Consider the following 13,833-nt stretch of genomic DNA (forward strand, 5'->3'; position numbering starts at 1 on the left):
ATCACTTGCTCTTTTGATGTTCGATCGGCATTTAATATCTTTAGATCGATGGAGACTGCTATGTCGGGTGCGACCTCGGCGGCTGAATTGAAACGGCTTAAGGAGAAATGGTTTATCAATCCCAAGAGGCCCGAGAGCGTTTTTCCGCCGGTCGTTCGCTATCCCGGAAGTACGATTGGCGCATTCTCGGATGGGAATCGGGTCACCATGTTGGTCGACGGAGCAGCCCATATGCAACGTTGGGCCGATTCCATTGTTGCGCTGAAAGGAAGTTCACCTCAGCTGTGGCATGCCGGACTTGCCCTCGATGACGTCGGCGTTCGCGGCAAGAACCAGCCCGGTTGGAATGCATTGAGCAAACTCTACGAAGCGCACGAAAGGGGCGTTCAGATCCTCGGATTGCTGTCGGATCACGGTTACTATGGGAATGAAGAAAACAAGGCGACAATCGAATGGTTGCGGAACCACGGGGTCTACGACATCCGACGTGATCCACGCTACCCCAACCTGGCAGCGGGAGGCCTTTGTTGCGGGAGCAATCATCAGAAGTTCACCTGTGTTCGGGACCGCTCGGGTCCGCACGTTCTGCTCGGGTCGGCTGACATTCACTCCGGGCGATGGGATACCCAAGAGCATCGCTCTCCCAACCCTGACCGATACGGCAAGCCGACACATGAGGTGAGTGTTCGAATCGACGGCCCGGCCGTTGCGGACCTCGAGCAGACCTTCATAGAGCGCTGGAACGACCCGACCCGCAGCCGTCTTTCACCCAAGACACCTTTGCCGCCGACAATTCCAGCCGGAGCGGTCTCGAAGCCGGCCGCAGCCGGAACACACTGTATCCAAGTTCTGCGAACCTACGGTCTCACCAAGAACGGATATAGCTGGTCTGGCGACGGCGAATTCACGGTCTGGGCGTCTCACATCAACGCCATTTCGAAGGCCGCTCTCTATATCTACATCGAAGACCAATATTTCATGCCGTTTCGATTTCCGCCCTGCTTTCAGGATCAGCCTGGGCCGGCCCGCAACAGCGATATCGTTTATCAGCTCGGGGAGGCGATCGTACGCGGTGTCAAAGTGATCGTCATCGTGCCGGCCCAGACCGAAGAGACTGGAGTCTTGCCGAGATTTCAAAAATATCAGCGGGACATCGGTGTCGCGTACCTAAAGAACGTCGCCATGCGGGCGCAGAAACAGGACGGCTTCACCATCGCCACATTGCATAATCGGACCGAGGGGATCTACGTGCATGCCAAGCTGCTTGTCGCCGACGACGAGTTTGTTTCGCTTGGATCGGCCAATGTAAACCAGAAGAGTATGACCCACGATTCCGAGCTCAACGTCGGCGTGGTCGATGCCGACGGCGCGTTCGTCAAGGAGCTTCGGAAGGGCATTTGGTCGGAGCACCTTGCCGTTGACCCTTCTGTCATCGATGACCCGCTGGCGGGGTGCGCTTTGATGAGGAAGGCGGCCGGCAGGTCCCAGCCGACGGGCCGTGTCCGTTCCTACGACTTGGATCTTTCCCAGCCTTTCGGGCACGCGAAGGCTATCGCGCGCATCGACCCCTATGCCGGACCGGTCCGGAACTAACAATTTGGGTCGATGGCAGACCGCTTGACAGTTGAAGGCCGGGCTCGATCACTTCGAGTTTGAGGCTCGAACCTACGGAGTCACGATCTTTCTGCGTGTAGAAAAGGTTGATTGCACACGGCTGGCGACGACATCTAAGCAATAGATTGGTTCGGCGCAGAACCTGGTCGGTAGTCTTGCGCGCCGTTTCCAAGAGGCTAACCGGTAGTTGCCTGCGGTAAGCGGCCTTGAGCTTCAAAGGGCGGCTCGTTGCATTCTCCCGATCAAGCGGCTGTCTGTGGGTTCTTGAGAGAGGCAGAGACCCGCAACTCTGTTGCGACGAGTACCGCGCAAAACGTTGACGAAAACAACCGTCAGCTTTCGGAACAACTGGTGAGGTCGCCAGTTGCAGCCAGTCCGCTATTGATGCGGTGGACGGCTCTCCTCCCTCCCTGCGGTATGATCGCGGGATTAGAGCTGGAGGAGCGCTATGATGAGCAACGTTGCAACGATCGGTCTGGATATCGCGAAGTCCGTGTTTCGAGTCCACGGCGTGGATGCGGCTGGGGAGATTGCCGTTCGCAGAAAGCTTACGCGTGGGCGCGTGCTGGCATTCTTCAAGAGCTTGCCGCGATGCCTGGTCGGTATCGAGGCGTGCAGTTCGTCGCATTACTTGGCTCGTGAGCTCATCGCACTTGGCCACGATGTGCGGCTGCTGCCGGCACAGTATGTGAAGCCATATCTGAAGCGGCAGAAGAACGACGCTGCGTACGCAGAGGCGATCTGCGAGGCCGTGACACGGCCGACCATGCGCTTCGTGCCGGTGAAGTCGCCCGAGCAGCAAAGCGTTATGATGCTGCACCGGGTCCGGTTGATGCTCAACCGCCAGCGCACTCAGATATCGAACGCGCTGCGGTCCCACCTGTCCGAGTTCGGGTCGTGGCGCCGATCGGCCGCAATGGAATTGAGCAATTGCTCGTGGTCGTCAACGACGAGAGCGACGCCAGGATACCTGCTGACGCACGGTTATGCCTGAGGATGCTGGAGGCGCAGCTCAAGGTCGTGAAAGAACAGATTCTTGAGAATGATCGCCGGGTCCGGGCGAGTGCACGAGAGACCGAGCTTGGCCGCCGGTTGATGGAGATCCCGGGCGTGGGTCCACTGCTGGCGAGCGCGTTCGTCGCAACCATCGCCGATCCGCACGCATTCAAGTCGGGCCGATGCCTCTCCGCCTGGATCGGACTCGTGCCAAAGCAGAACTCGAGCGGGGGCAAGGAGAAGCTCGGCAGCATCTCCAAAGCCGGCAATCGCTACCTGCGCCAGCTACTCGTCGTCGGGGCAATGGCGGTCATCCGCTATGCCGAGCGGAACGGAACCAGGCGGCCATGGCTCGTGCAGTTGATGGCACGACGAACGACCAAGGTCGCGGCGGTTGCGCTGGCTAACAAGACAGCCCGCATGGTCTGGGCATTGATGACCGGCGGCGAGCGTTACAGGGAGCCGGTCATCGCATAGAACGAAACAAGGCGCACGACCCCCGACGAGGTTGGAAAGGGCGGACAGGAGCTAATGCACTAAGCCGGTTGAAACCGCCGGATCAGGAAAACCCACTGGGGCCGTGCACTTCGAGTGCGAGCTTACGATCGGGACCTGAGCCGCGCGAATGGCATTATGGCCAGCGGCATATGAAAGGCCGCACCTATAGGTCGGATACATGGCCGCACCAACCAGCAACTGCAAAAGCCGAACGAACCCCCTTGCCAACGGAGAGCCGTCCATACACGGCCCCAAAATGACCATGAACAGCGAGGTTGGTGGAAAACGGAACGTCCGCTGTCGGCGCACCATCCAGCAAATTTCCACCACATCCCAGAACTAACGATCGCTTCATCGGGATTGGCTGATAGCTTCGGCACGTCTTGGCATGACATGATTGCGGGAGGATGCCCCCTTGAGAATGAGATATCTGCTAGCAGCCTCACTCGTTGTGGCGATCGTCCTGACGCTCAGATGGGAATGGCGGGAGCCCCATCACTTCGAGGATGAGGTCATGCGAGCCGCGCTGGCGGAGGAAGTTCGCCGGGACGACACCCGTTGCCCGCTCAGCAGCAAAGCTGTGGAGCAGGCTCGGCCATGGGTTCTTGCAGCCTGCGCGGCAGGCGGGCTCGGCTGGCATGAGGCAGCGGCGAAATATGGCGACGATGCAGCCAGAGTGTTCCTCGTCTATGGCGAGGATGCGGATTTCGTGGAGGTTTTCGACCGTCTCGGCCATCCGGTCGTGCCGGTGATTGCTTACTTCGTGAAGAATGGATCGTCGCAGTACTTGTTGCAGGAAACCGTCGGTCAGGGCCTCTCGAGCCTGTGGGACGACCGGCAGGTGGGATTCGGCCTCGCCGAGATTTCGCCGGAGCAATATGGGCTTATTGCCATTCACGAGCTCAAGGATCGCGGGCATGAGATGCTGTCGGAGTTCGAAATCGTTGACGGAACAGCAGTCCGCAGACAGTTCACCCGCACGCTGCTTGGTGCGAAGAACATAGTCCTGGGCGGCGTTTCCGATCTGGAAGGGGTGATCACCCGCGGCGAGCGGCTTCCGACCTGGGGCGAGATGGGTTGGGCGGCCTTCGATGCGGCAATCGTCGTCGGGGGCATGGGCGCCGCAGCCAAGGCATTGCGCGTTGCGAGGGCACCGGTGGCCGCAGCTGGTCGCGGAACTGTGCGGATAGCACATCTGAGGGCTGCAGGCAAAGGTGCGTTCCAATCGCTTTCCGCCGTCGGTACCGCAGCCGGTGTCGCCGCCGTCGTCGCACTTCCCTATGTGGCGATCACGCGACCTCACCTTCTGATAAACGCCGCCGGTTGGATAGCCGAACAAGCAGGTATCCCGGCCTGGCTCGGCGCCTTTGCGGCCTACCTTATACTCTGTCTTGTCCTGGCTTCTCTGCTGAGGATGGTTCTGGCGCCGCTGGCCTGGACGCTGCGAACGCTGAGCAAGATCGTTGAACGACTCGCCGGGCGCCGGCGGTGTCCGATCCCCGGCAGCCTAAATCCCGCGCACATCGCCAATGGCAGGTTATAAATGGTGGAATGCTAACCCTTCAGTCTGGAGTCGCGATCTTGAATGCCTTCAGGTTTTAGAGGAGATTAAGCCGATGATGAAAGCGGATACTCCGTTCGCCCTTATGCTGGAGATGCACGCCGTGGTCCTAGGCGTTCCAGCGCTTATTCTGCTGGCTCAGCCGCAATCGTTGCGTTGATACGCCCTTGGCGCTTTTCTTCATCGGTCGGCTTGGCTTGCAAACTGGCTTCAGGAGTTGGCATCATGGCTGTGGCAGTTGTGCTCGCACAGGAAGCATTTCTTCTCGGCTTTGGCACGTTGTTAGAGGATCCACGCTATCGTTCTCACTTCGTCTGTGAACCCTGTTTTTGAGTCCGCAAAAGGGGCCGTCAACAGAACGGCCGCTTTGTTGCGCCGCTTCCTGATAGCTGCCGGACTGCTTACGGCCAACTATGCTCTCGAGCAGCAATGCGCCCCTTACCGGACATTGAGACCAGCGTCCCTGAGCGCTCAGAAACGGACCCTCGCGATCCAGAATCGGCAGCTGGATGGGGACCAGCAAGCGCGCCGACGAGCAAGCGCGCCGAGCAGCAGACGCGCTCGGCCGAAGAGTCTAGCACCTGGGCGGTGATCGGTCGGGTCCCAAGCCAATTTCCTCCTGCCGCGCTCCACTTTATTGCAAGACGGTCAAATTTGAGCTTCCGCATTCATGCTTTGTCGAGCGTATCTCTTAGAGTCGCTTAAACCTTCTGCGCCGTAAGTTTTAGCCGTGCTGAATCGCCGTCAGCGAGGATGACGACGAAATAGGAGAACGCAATGACTCGCAATCACGTTGAACGTCTTGAAGAGTTCAGGGAAATCCTGGTCGCGACTCGACGCGAAGGAGTCCGTAACGTGCACCATACCCGCGACGCAATGCGGGCAAGTGGCTTTCAGATCGGGGACAGCGACGGCTCCAGCTACGGAGCCGAGCTAAAGGAGCTCCAAGAGGAAATCGAGGCAGTCGATCGCGCCATCGAAGACGAGAAGCGGCTGGCCTTGGCCCTTGAGAGTGCGGCTCAATCCCGCCGACCAATTAAGCCGAGAGTCGTGAAGGGAACATAGAGTCGGGGACGGCCCTTGGTGCCCGTCGCGTGGATTCGCCTGCGACATCGTGTCGGGCTCGTCGCCGCCGTGCTACGGAGCCCTCAACGTCATCCGTTGCCATCAAACGTGGGGCAGGGGTGGCCGAACCCGCCCTGTGTCGATGTCGACCTCGCTGTGTCCATCGTTGTCGATGCCGTCGCTACCCTCGCCAACGGCGTTCTTCAGGTATCCGATCTGAAACGCGATATTTGGACATGAAATCACGGAGGCCAGCTTTGGCGCAAAGCGGTCGGCACTACCCTGGATGAAAAGGTCGGCTTTCTAGCCCCATCATCCCGAAAGCGGACGTTCCGCTTATGATGCGGTGGACGGCTCTCCTCCGCCTTGCGGCTATAGTCGCTGGGCCAGAGCTGGAGGAGAGCTGAGATGGACAAGGGTACGACGATTGGTCTGGATATCGCGAAGTCCGTGTTTCAAGTCCACGGCGTAGATGCCGTGGGCCAGGTTGTCATTCGAAGGAAGCTGACCCGTGGGCGAGTGCTGGGGTTCTTCGAGAAGCTGCCGCGATGTCTGGTCGGGATCGAAGCCTGCAGTTCCTCGCACTATTGGGCGAGAGAGCTGACCGCACGAGGTCATGATGTGCGACTGCTGCCGGCACAGTATGTGAAGCCCTATTTGAAGCGACAGAAGAACGATGCGGCCGATGCCGAGGCCATCTGCGAGGCGGTGACCAGGCCGACCATGCGCTTCGTCCCGGTGAAGTCACCCGAGCAGCAGAGCGTGATGATGCTGCACCGGGTTCGGTTGATGCTCAACCGCCAGCGCACGCAGATATCGAACGCGTTGCGGGCCCATCTGTCCGAGTTCGGAGTCGTGGCGCCGATCGGGCGGATCGGGATCGAGCAACTGCTTGTCGTCATTAACGACGATAACGACACGAGGATACCGGCTGACGCGCGGCTCTGTCTGCGGATGCTCGAGGCGCAGCTCACAGTCGTGAAGGCACAGATCCTCGAGAACGATCGCAGGGTGCGGGCGAGTGCACGAGAGACCGAGCTGGGTCGCAGGTTGATGGAGATACCAGGGGTGGGCCCGCTGTTGGCGAGTGCGTTCGTCGCGACCGTCGCCGATCCGCTCGCATTCAAGTCGGGGCGATGCCTCTCGGCCTGGATCGGGCTCGTTCCCAAGCAGAACTCAAGCGGGGGCAAGGAGAAGCTCGGCAGCATCTCCAAAGCCGGCAATCGATACCTGCGCCAGCTGCTCGTGGTCGGAGCGATGGCGGTCATCCGCTATGCCGAGCGGCACGGGACGAGGCGACCCTGGCTCGTGCAGCTGATGGCCCGACGAACGACGAAGGTGGCGGCGGTCGCGCTCGCCAACAAGACCGCCCGGATGGTCTGGGCACTGATGACGAACGGCGAGCGCTACAAGGAGCCGATCATCGCATAAATCGAGATAGGGCGAGTGATCGCCGACGAGTTGGAAAGGGCGAACAGGAGCTAATGCACAGAGCCGGTTGAAACCGCCGGATCAGGAAAACCCACTGGGGCCGTGCACCTCGAGTGCGAGCTTTCGATCGGGACCTGAGCCGCGCGAATGGCATTATGGCCAGCGGCGCGTGAAAAGCCGCACTTACAGGTCGGATACATGGCCGCACCAACCAGCAACTGCAAAATGCTCAAATAAACCCTTGCCAACGGAGAGCCGTCCATACACGGCCCCAAACAGGTCGTTCCATGGCACCGGTTTGAACTACCGTTCCTGGCGCCACTTGCTCGTTCCCATCGACGGGACGAACGGCAAAGAACCACCCGTCCCGGTCCTTCAGCACGGGGACCAAGCGTTAGATTTTCACCACTGGATGCGAAAACTGTTGCGCCGAGCCTTCGCGGCGTCCAAATGAAGCCGAAACGCCTGCGCATGGGGTGAAAATGCATCGCGTCATCATCAGCGGCATCGGCGTTGAAATCCCCGAGCCTTCAATCACCAATGAAGAACTGGTCGACAGCTTTAATGCCTGGGTCGACACGGAGAATGTCCGCCGCGAGGCTTCGGGCGAGACACTGCTGCAGAAGTCGGACAGTGCCTTCATCGTCCATGCTTCGGGCGTGCAGACCCGCCATGTGATCGAGCGCGAAGGCATTCTCGACCCGACCCGCATGGCGCCGCGCATTCCGGCGCGGCCGGACGATGCGCTGTCGCTGGAGGCCGAGTTCGGCATCGCGTCCGCCAGGAAAGCGCTCGACCATGCCGGCCTGGAGCCTGGGGATATCGACCTGGTGATCTGCTCGGCCTCGCATCACCAGCGGCCCTATCCGGCGATCGCCGTCGAGATGCAGCAGGCGATGGGCACGAAGGGCGCTGGTTTCGATATGGGCCTTGGCTGCTCATCGGCGGCGGCGGCATTGCACATTGCGGTCAATCTGGTACGGGCCGGCGCACACAGGCGCGTGCTGGTCACGACGCCCGAGATCATCACCGGCCATCTCAATTTCCGCGACCGGCAGACGCATTTCATCTTCGGCGATGCTTCTGTCTCGATGATCGTCGAGGGGCTTGCCCAGGGCGACAAGCGGCCGGGACGCTTTGAGGTGCTCGACACGCGGACCTGGACGCAGATGTCCAACAACATTCGCACCAATCTCGGCTATTACACGCGCACCGCCCAGGACGATTCATATATGATCAATCTGGAAGGCAATCTGATCAAGCAGGTCGGCAACAAGGTGTTCAAGGAAGTCACCGTCGCCGGGCACAAGTTCATCGTCGAGTTCCTGGCCGAGCACGGGCTGACGCCGCAGGCGATCCGGCGCTTCTGGCTGCATCAGGCCAATGCCCGGATGAACGCCATGATCCTGAAGCTGTCGTTCGGCCACGAGGTCGGCCATGACCGTGCGCCGATGGTGCTGGAGCGCCTCGGCAATACCGCAGGCGCAGGCGCGATCGTCGCCCTGTCGGAGAACCACGCCGACATGAAGGCCGGCGACTATGGCCTGCTCTGCGCCTTCGGCGCCGGCTATTCGATTGGCGGGGCGCTATTGCGCATGCTCTGATTTGTCTTGGCGCGAACGGCACCAGCATTAGCGGGCGCCGGTTTGTAATCGCATCAGTCTGCTTGATTGGAGCATCAGTGCTTTAGACTGGACCTGGTGAGCTCACTGCGGCTAATTGCCTGTCATCACGCACGGAGCGAAGCCTTATGCTGGATCTCTTCCCCGAGACCGAAAACCCGGTCGAAATCATCCCGGCGCGGAAGCTTGCCGCGCAGGTGGCCGCGCTTTACGTCGCGCCATCAGACCATTTCGAGACACGCCCGGTGGATGAATTGCGGCTCGGCTTCAACGGCATCGCCGGCGATTTCCACGCTGGCGCGACGCGGCGCTCGGGCGGGCGCGAGCCCTGGTATCCACGCGGCACCGAGATGCGCAACGAGCGGCAGCTGTCGATCGTGGCGACGGACGAGCTGGCGATCGTCGCCCAGCGGATGGGCATCGCCGATATCAAGCCGGAGTGGATCGGCGCCAATCTCTTGATCGACGGCCTGCCCCATCTCTCGATGCTGCCGTCCGGCACGCTGCTGTTCTTCAAGGGCGGCGTCTCCATCAAGATCGACGCGCAGAACGGGCCTTGCCGCATCGCCGGGCGATCGGTCGCCGAAAATGCCGGCATGGCCGACCACGAGGGCGGCGCTTTGCTGTTCCCGAAGGCGGCAAAGCGGTTGCGCGGCCTCGTCGCCTGGGTCGAAAGACCAGGCCGCATCACGACCGGCGAGGAGATTTCGGTGCGTGTGCCCGAGCAGTGGATTTACCGCGCGTAGCCACGCTCGGGTCAGGGATAGCGCACCAAGCTGGACCAGGCCGGGTCTTCGTGCTTTTGCCAATAGATCGCCGTGAGGCGCCTGGTAATCGCGCCGACCTTACCGTCCGCGACCGGAATACCGTCGATCATCGTCACCGGCATGATGCCGCCGGCAGTCGAGGTGATGAAGACCTCGTCGGCCTGACGCAGCGCAGCGACGCTGACATCGGCTGCTGTGACGGCAAGCCCGGCCTCCGCGCAGAGATCGAAGACGGTGCGGCGGGTGATGCCGGGCAGCACGCCGACAGCCGGGGTCGACAGTTTACCGTCATCCACGCAAAAGAGGTTGAAGCCGGGGCCTTCCGCGACATTGCCGTTGAAATCGAGGACCAGCGCGGTCTCGGCGCCGCGCTCATAGGCGTCGTAGAGGCCTCGCACCAGGTCGAGCCAGTGATAGTTCTTGATCGCCGGGTCGATCGAAGCCGGTGGGATGCGCAACTTGTCGCTGATCGCCACATGCAGGCCGCGCTGCAATTGTTCGGCATTGGCGACCGAGCCGAAGGGAACGGCGAAAGCCATGAAGCGGTTGACCGCGTCGCGCGGGTCGCGGCTGAAGGTCGGCGAGGCGCCGCGCGTGCACAGCATCTCGACATAAGCGGTGCGATGACCCGACAGCGACACGCAATTGTGGAGGATTTCGGCGACGCCTTCGCGGTCGAACGGGATCGTCATGCGCAGCTTTTCCAGCCCGCCGAAGAAGCGATCGAGATGCAGGTCGAGGCGGAAGAAGCGGCCGTCCCAGACATGCACCGTGTCGTAGGTAGCGTCGGAATGCAGGAAGCCCCAATCCAGCACCGAGATCTTGGCTTGCGACATCGGCAGATATTGCCCGTCCAGGAAGGCAACGCCTTCCGGATAGGAGTGCGGGTCTATGTGACGGGCGAAGAGCGAGGGCAGTGGTTTAGTGTGCCGATCGGCCGGCTTGCTCATCACGTCCTCCGTCAGATCGTTTTTCGCCGATCAGATGGCGGGATAGAGCCGCAGAGTACAAGACACAGGCTGGGCTTGCCGCTGGGCCATCGAGAGAAGTTGTTAGTCCTCATCGTCATCCTCGAGCAGACGGGTGGCGCGCCAGCGGGTCAGGACGATGTTGGTCTGTTCCATGACGAAGAAGCGCGCGGAGTCGCGGTCATAGCCTTCGGCCAGCAGTTTTTCGTAGTCGGTGTGCACATGACGGATATGAGCTGTCGTCGCCAGCCACACGGCGATCGTCGGCGGCAGGCTCTTCATATGCACCGCGCCGGCGTCGGCACGGATCTTTTCCATGTCAGCATAGGGCGCCAGCGGTAATAGCGCCGTCAGCGCCTTGGCGATGGCGCGGCGACGGCCGGTCGGCGCGCTCATCTCCCGTCCTGTCCGGGCTCGTCCCGCCCGGCAATGGTTGCGTCCGCAAAGGCATCGGTCGACGCGAAATAAGGCTTGATGTCGATGACCGGCGTGCCGTCGAGCACGTCGATCGCATCGATATCGATACGGCCCGTGTCGATGTCGAGGGCGACGAGCTTGGCGATGTGCAACCCGACAGGGTTCGGCCGGGCAGGGGAGCGCAGCGAAAAAACGCCTTTCGGTTCAGCCGCATGGCGGGGGTTCTGGACAATCAGGGTCCGCGGCGCATGGTGCAGCCAGGACAGGATGATGATGTGGCTGGCGCGCTCCAGGCCGAGCAGGCCGTTACGATAGGGCTGGTCGATCGTGAGAACCGCCGGCTGTCCCGTTTCCCGCGCGGATTTCATATTCTTGGGGCAAGTTTCCCGCGCGGTCCAGGGCGAGGCGATGCGGCCGATGAAGACGACATGGCCGTCCGGCGGCATAACAGCCGGATCGGTTTCCAGAAGCTTTTCGCCGTTGCGCGTTTCGAACATGGTTGTCCCCGATCATGCTTCCGGCTTTGCGCGATCCACCACGCATGCGTCATTTTCTTGTCCGGAAGCGACATAGCGCTTGCAAGGCAATCAAAATCGACATAAACATATGTTTATATCTTTTTCAAAGAGAATGCTCGCATGCATGTCGCACTCGATACCATGGTAGATACATTGAAGGCGGCGGCCGAATCTAGCCGGTTGCGCATCCTGGCGTTGCTGTCGCGCGGTGACCTGACCGTTTCCGATCTCACCGAAATCCTCGGCCAGTCGCAGCCGCGCGTCTCGCGCCACCTGAAGCTTTTGCTGGAGGCGGGACTGATCGGCCGTTACCAGGAGGGCTCATGGGCCTTCTTCCGGCTGTCGGATTCGGATGCGGCGCGGGATTTCGTGCTCAGGCTGGTCTCCGGCATCCGGGCTGCCGATCCGCAGGTCGAGCGTGACCTCGAGCGGTTGGCGGCGGTCAAGCGCAAGCGGCAGGATCGCGCCGCCGAATATTTCTCCGTAAACGCCGCGAGCTGGGACCATATCCGCTCGCTGCATGTGCCGGACCGCGCGGTGGAGGCGGCGCTGCTCAAGCTCGTCGGCAAGCGGCCGTTCCAGTCGATGCTCGATCTCGGCACCGGCACCGGGCGGCTGCTCGAGATCTTTTCGCCGCTCTACCGGCGCGGCATCGGCATCGACATGTCGCGCGAGATGCTGACGGTGGCGCGCGCCAATCTCGACAAAGCCGGCGTTTCGAATGCGCAGGTGCGCCAGGGCGACATTTTTGCGCCGCCGGTCGAGCGCGATGCCTTCGATCTCGTTACAATCCACCAGGTGCTGCACTATCTCGACGATCCCGCCCGCGCCATCCGCGAGGCAGCAAGGCTGCTGCGCCCGGCAGGCCGGCTGGTGATCGTCGATTTCGCTCCGCACGCGCTGGAATTCCTGCGCGACGCGCACGCGCATGTGCGGCTCGGCTTTTCCGACCGGCAGATCACCGAGTGGTTTTCCGATGCCGGGCTCGACCTCGAGGACAGCCAGGAATTCGAGCCGCGCGGCGGCAACGAGGCCAGCCTCACCGTAAAACTGTGGCTCGGCCGTGACCAGCGCATGCTGATCGCCGATCCCTCCAACCACGCACAACCGGCCTATCCGATAGGGGAAACCGCCTGATGAACCAGTTCCGCTTTTCCCGCCGCCCTGACATTGGCGACAAGATCCGGGTTTCGTTCGAGTTCTTCCCACCGAAGAGCGATGAAATGGAAGCACGGCTGTGGGACACAGTTACCCGGCTGCAGCCGCTCAAGCCGAAATTCGTCTCCGTCACCTATGGCGCCGGCGGTTCGACCCGCGAGCGCACGGCACGCACGGTCAAGCGCATCCTCAACGAAACGGCGCTGACGCCGGCGGCGCACATGACGTGCGTCGATGCGGCGCGTCACGAGGTCGATGAGGTCATTCAGGAATTCGCCCAGATGGGTGTCACTCGCTTCGTCGCCTTGCGCGGCGACCCGGCCGAGGGCGTCGGTGCAGCCTATCGTCCGCATCCGGACGGCTATGCCAATGGCGCCGAACTGGTGGGGGCGCTGAAAGGCGTTGGCGATTTCGACATCTCGGTCTCCGCCTATCCGGAAAAGCATCCGGAGAGCCCGGATTTCGCCACCGACATCGACATGCTGAAGCGCAAGGTCGACAATGGCGCGACGCGGGCGATCACCCAGTTCTTCTTCGACAACGACCTCTACGAGCGCTATGTCGAGCGGGCACGGCGGGCCGGCATCTACATCCCGATCGTGCCGGGCATATTGCCGGTTCACAATTTCACCCAGGTCGCCAATTTCTCGTCGCGCTGCGGCGCGCTGGTGCCGGCATGGCTGGCCGAGCGCTTCGACGGGCTGCAGAAGGACCCGCAGACGCATGCGCTGGTGGCATCCGCGGTGGCGGCCGAGCAGGTGCTGGACCTTGTCGAGCGCGGCGTCGGTGATTTCCATTTCTACACCATGAACCGGGCCGATCTGGTCTTCGCCGTCTGCCACATGATCGGCATCCGCTCGCATGAGGCTGAAGCTGCGGGGTCTGCTGCGGCGTAAGTCTCGGTCGAGCCTTGGAAATGCAAAAAAGGCCGGGTAAAAACCCGGCCTTTTCAGTGACTTGGACTATTCGGTGCTGATCTTCCGTTGCTTTGGCGGGTCTACGGAAGAAAGCCCATAATGAGGGCTCCGATGAATGCAAACGCAGCACAGATCATCAATGCGTTGATTGGCCTCGTGAGTCCCACGTCATAGCCTCCTCTTAAAGAGCTATGGCCAGAGTCTAGGGTCATTTGTGCCACAGGCAAGCGGAAAATATGCTGCAATGCGACGACATTGTGGAATTCACGACCGGCCATTTGCCGTTAGGTCTTGAAACTCT

11 protein-coding genes and 1 pseudogene are annotated in these 13,833 nt (G+C 61.2%); 9 read left to right on the forward strand and 3 right to left on the reverse strand.

Translation table 11 applies throughout. The features are described from left to right. Positions 1-60 precede the first annotated feature (60 nt). The 7 genes and pseudogenes from A9K68_RS14595 to A9K68_RS14625 all read left to right on the forward strand — a co-directional run bounded on the left by A9K68_RS14595 (position 61) and on the right by A9K68_RS14625 (position 9,533). Positions 61-1,593: a phospholipase D family protein gene (locus A9K68_RS14595; RefSeq protein WP_065009923.1), complete on the forward strand. Its 1,533-nt coding sequence runs from the start codon at positions 61-63 to the stop codon at positions 1,591-1,593. Positions 1,594-2,065: 472 nt separating this feature from the next. After that, a pseudogene (locus A9K68_RS14600) lies at positions 2,066-3,087 on the forward strand (IS110 family transposase). 442 nt (positions 3,088-3,529) lie between these two features. After that, entirely contained in the window at positions 3,530-4,651 is a 1,122-nt protein-coding gene (locus A9K68_RS14605; protein ID WP_065009924.1) for a hypothetical protein, read from the forward strand. Between the two features lie 795 nt (positions 4,652-5,446). Further along, positions 5,447-5,734: a hypothetical protein gene (locus A9K68_RS14610; RefSeq protein WP_065009925.1), complete on the forward strand. Its 288-nt coding sequence runs from the start codon at positions 5,447-5,449 to the stop codon at positions 5,732-5,734. 408 nt (positions 5,735-6,142) lie between these two features. Continuing rightward, positions 6,143-7,165, forward strand: a complete 1,023-nt coding sequence (locus A9K68_RS14615; RefSeq protein ID WP_065010339.1) for an IS110 family transposase — start codon at positions 6,143-6,145, stop codon at positions 7,163-7,165. A gap of 482 nt (positions 7,166-7,647) precedes the next feature. Beyond that, the gene (locus A9K68_RS14620; protein ID WP_065010338.1) at positions 7,648-8,769 is read left to right on the forward strand and encodes a beta-ketoacyl-ACP synthase III; all 1,122 of its coding nucleotides are present in this window, start codon (positions 7,648-7,650) and stop codon (positions 8,767-8,769) included. Between the two features lie 146 nt (positions 8,770-8,915). After that, positions 8,916-9,533, forward strand: a complete 618-nt coding sequence (locus A9K68_RS14625; RefSeq protein ID WP_065010337.1) for an MOSC domain-containing protein — start codon at positions 8,916-8,918, stop codon at positions 9,531-9,533. Between the two features lie 11 nt (positions 9,534-9,544). On the opposite strand, the gene A9K68_RS14630 is transcribed toward A9K68_RS14625, so the two are convergent. From A9K68_RS14630 to tsaA, 3 genes are all read right to left on the reverse strand, one after another. After that, positions 9,545-10,504, reverse strand: a complete 960-nt coding sequence (locus tag A9K68_RS14630; protein WP_065010336.1) for a D-amino acid aminotransferase — start codon at positions 10,502-10,504, stop codon at positions 9,545-9,547. 102 nt (positions 10,505-10,606) lie between these two features. Beyond that, entirely contained in the window at positions 10,607-10,918 is a 312-nt protein-coding gene (locus A9K68_RS14635) for a DUF2293 domain-containing protein (protein ID WP_065010335.1), read from the reverse strand. After that, a complete protein-coding gene (gene tsaA, locus A9K68_RS14640) occupies positions 10,915-11,436 on the reverse strand; it encodes a tRNA (N6-threonylcarbamoyladenosine(37)-N6)-methyltransferase TrmO (RefSeq protein WP_065010334.1) in 522 nt (173 codons plus the stop codon). Before tsaA ends, A9K68_RS14635 begins: the two co-directional genes overlap by 4 nt. A gap of 141 nt (positions 11,437-11,577) precedes the next feature. On the opposite strand from tsaA, the gene A9K68_RS14645 reads away from it, so the two are divergent. Both A9K68_RS14645 and metF read left to right on the forward strand, forming a co-directional pair. Next, a complete protein-coding gene (locus A9K68_RS14645) occupies positions 11,578-12,594 on the forward strand; it encodes a metalloregulator ArsR/SmtB family transcription factor (protein WP_065010333.1) in 1,017 nt (338 codons plus the stop codon). Then, positions 12,594-13,511, forward strand: coding sequence for a methylenetetrahydrofolate reductase [NAD(P)H] (metF, locus tag A9K68_RS14650; protein WP_065010332.1), 918 nt, complete (start codon positions 12,594-12,596; stop codon positions 13,509-13,511). Before A9K68_RS14645 ends, metF begins: the two co-directional genes overlap by 1 nt. The last annotated feature ends 322 nt before the right edge of the window (positions 13,512-13,833 follow it).

It is taken from the genome of Mesorhizobium sp. AA22 (assembly GCF_001672375.2).
Taxonomy (GTDB): domain Bacteria; phylum Pseudomonadota; class Alphaproteobacteria; order Rhizobiales; family Rhizobiaceae; genus Mesorhizobium; species Mesorhizobium wenxiniae.

Bases quoted from the DNA above. Each gene is read 5' to 3' on its own strand.
- A9K68_RS14595 (WP_065009923.1), top strand. From the start codon at position 61: ATGTCGGGTGCGACCTCGGCGGCTGAATTGAAACGGCTTAAGGAGAAA.
- A9K68_RS14605 (WP_065009924.1), top strand. From the start codon at position 3,530: ATGAGATATCTGCTAGCAGCCTCACTCGTTGTGGCGATCGTCCTGACG.
- A9K68_RS14610 (WP_065009925.1), top strand. From the start codon at position 5,447: ATGACTCGCAATCACGTTGAACGTCTTGAAGAGTTCAGGGAAATCCTG.
- A9K68_RS14615 (WP_065010339.1), top strand. From the start codon at position 6,143: ATGGACAAGGGTACGACGATTGGTCTGGATATCGCGAAGTCCGTGTTT.
- A9K68_RS14620 (WP_065010338.1), top strand. From the start codon at position 7,648: ATGCATCGCGTCATCATCAGCGGCATCGGCGTTGAAATCCCCGAGCCT.
- A9K68_RS14625 (WP_065010337.1), top strand. From the start codon at position 8,916: ATGCTGGATCTCTTCCCCGAGACCGAAAACCCGGTCGAAATCATCCCG.
- A9K68_RS14630 (WP_065010336.1), bottom strand. From the start codon at position 10,504: ATGAGCAAGCCGGCCGATCGGCACACTAAACCACTGCCCTCGCTCTTC.
- A9K68_RS14635 (WP_065010335.1), bottom strand. From the start codon at position 10,918: ATGAGCGCGCCGACCGGCCGTCGCCGCGCCATCGCCAAGGCGCTGACG.
- tsaA (WP_065010334.1), bottom strand. From the start codon at position 11,436: ATGTTCGAAACGCGCAACGGCGAAAAGCTTCTGGAAACCGATCCGGCT.
- A9K68_RS14645 (WP_065010333.1), top strand. From the start codon at position 11,578: ATGCATGTCGCACTCGATACCATGGTAGATACATTGAAGGCGGCGGCC.
- metF (WP_065010332.1), top strand. From the start codon at position 12,594: ATGAACCAGTTCCGCTTTTCCCGCCGCCCTGACATTGGCGACAAGATC.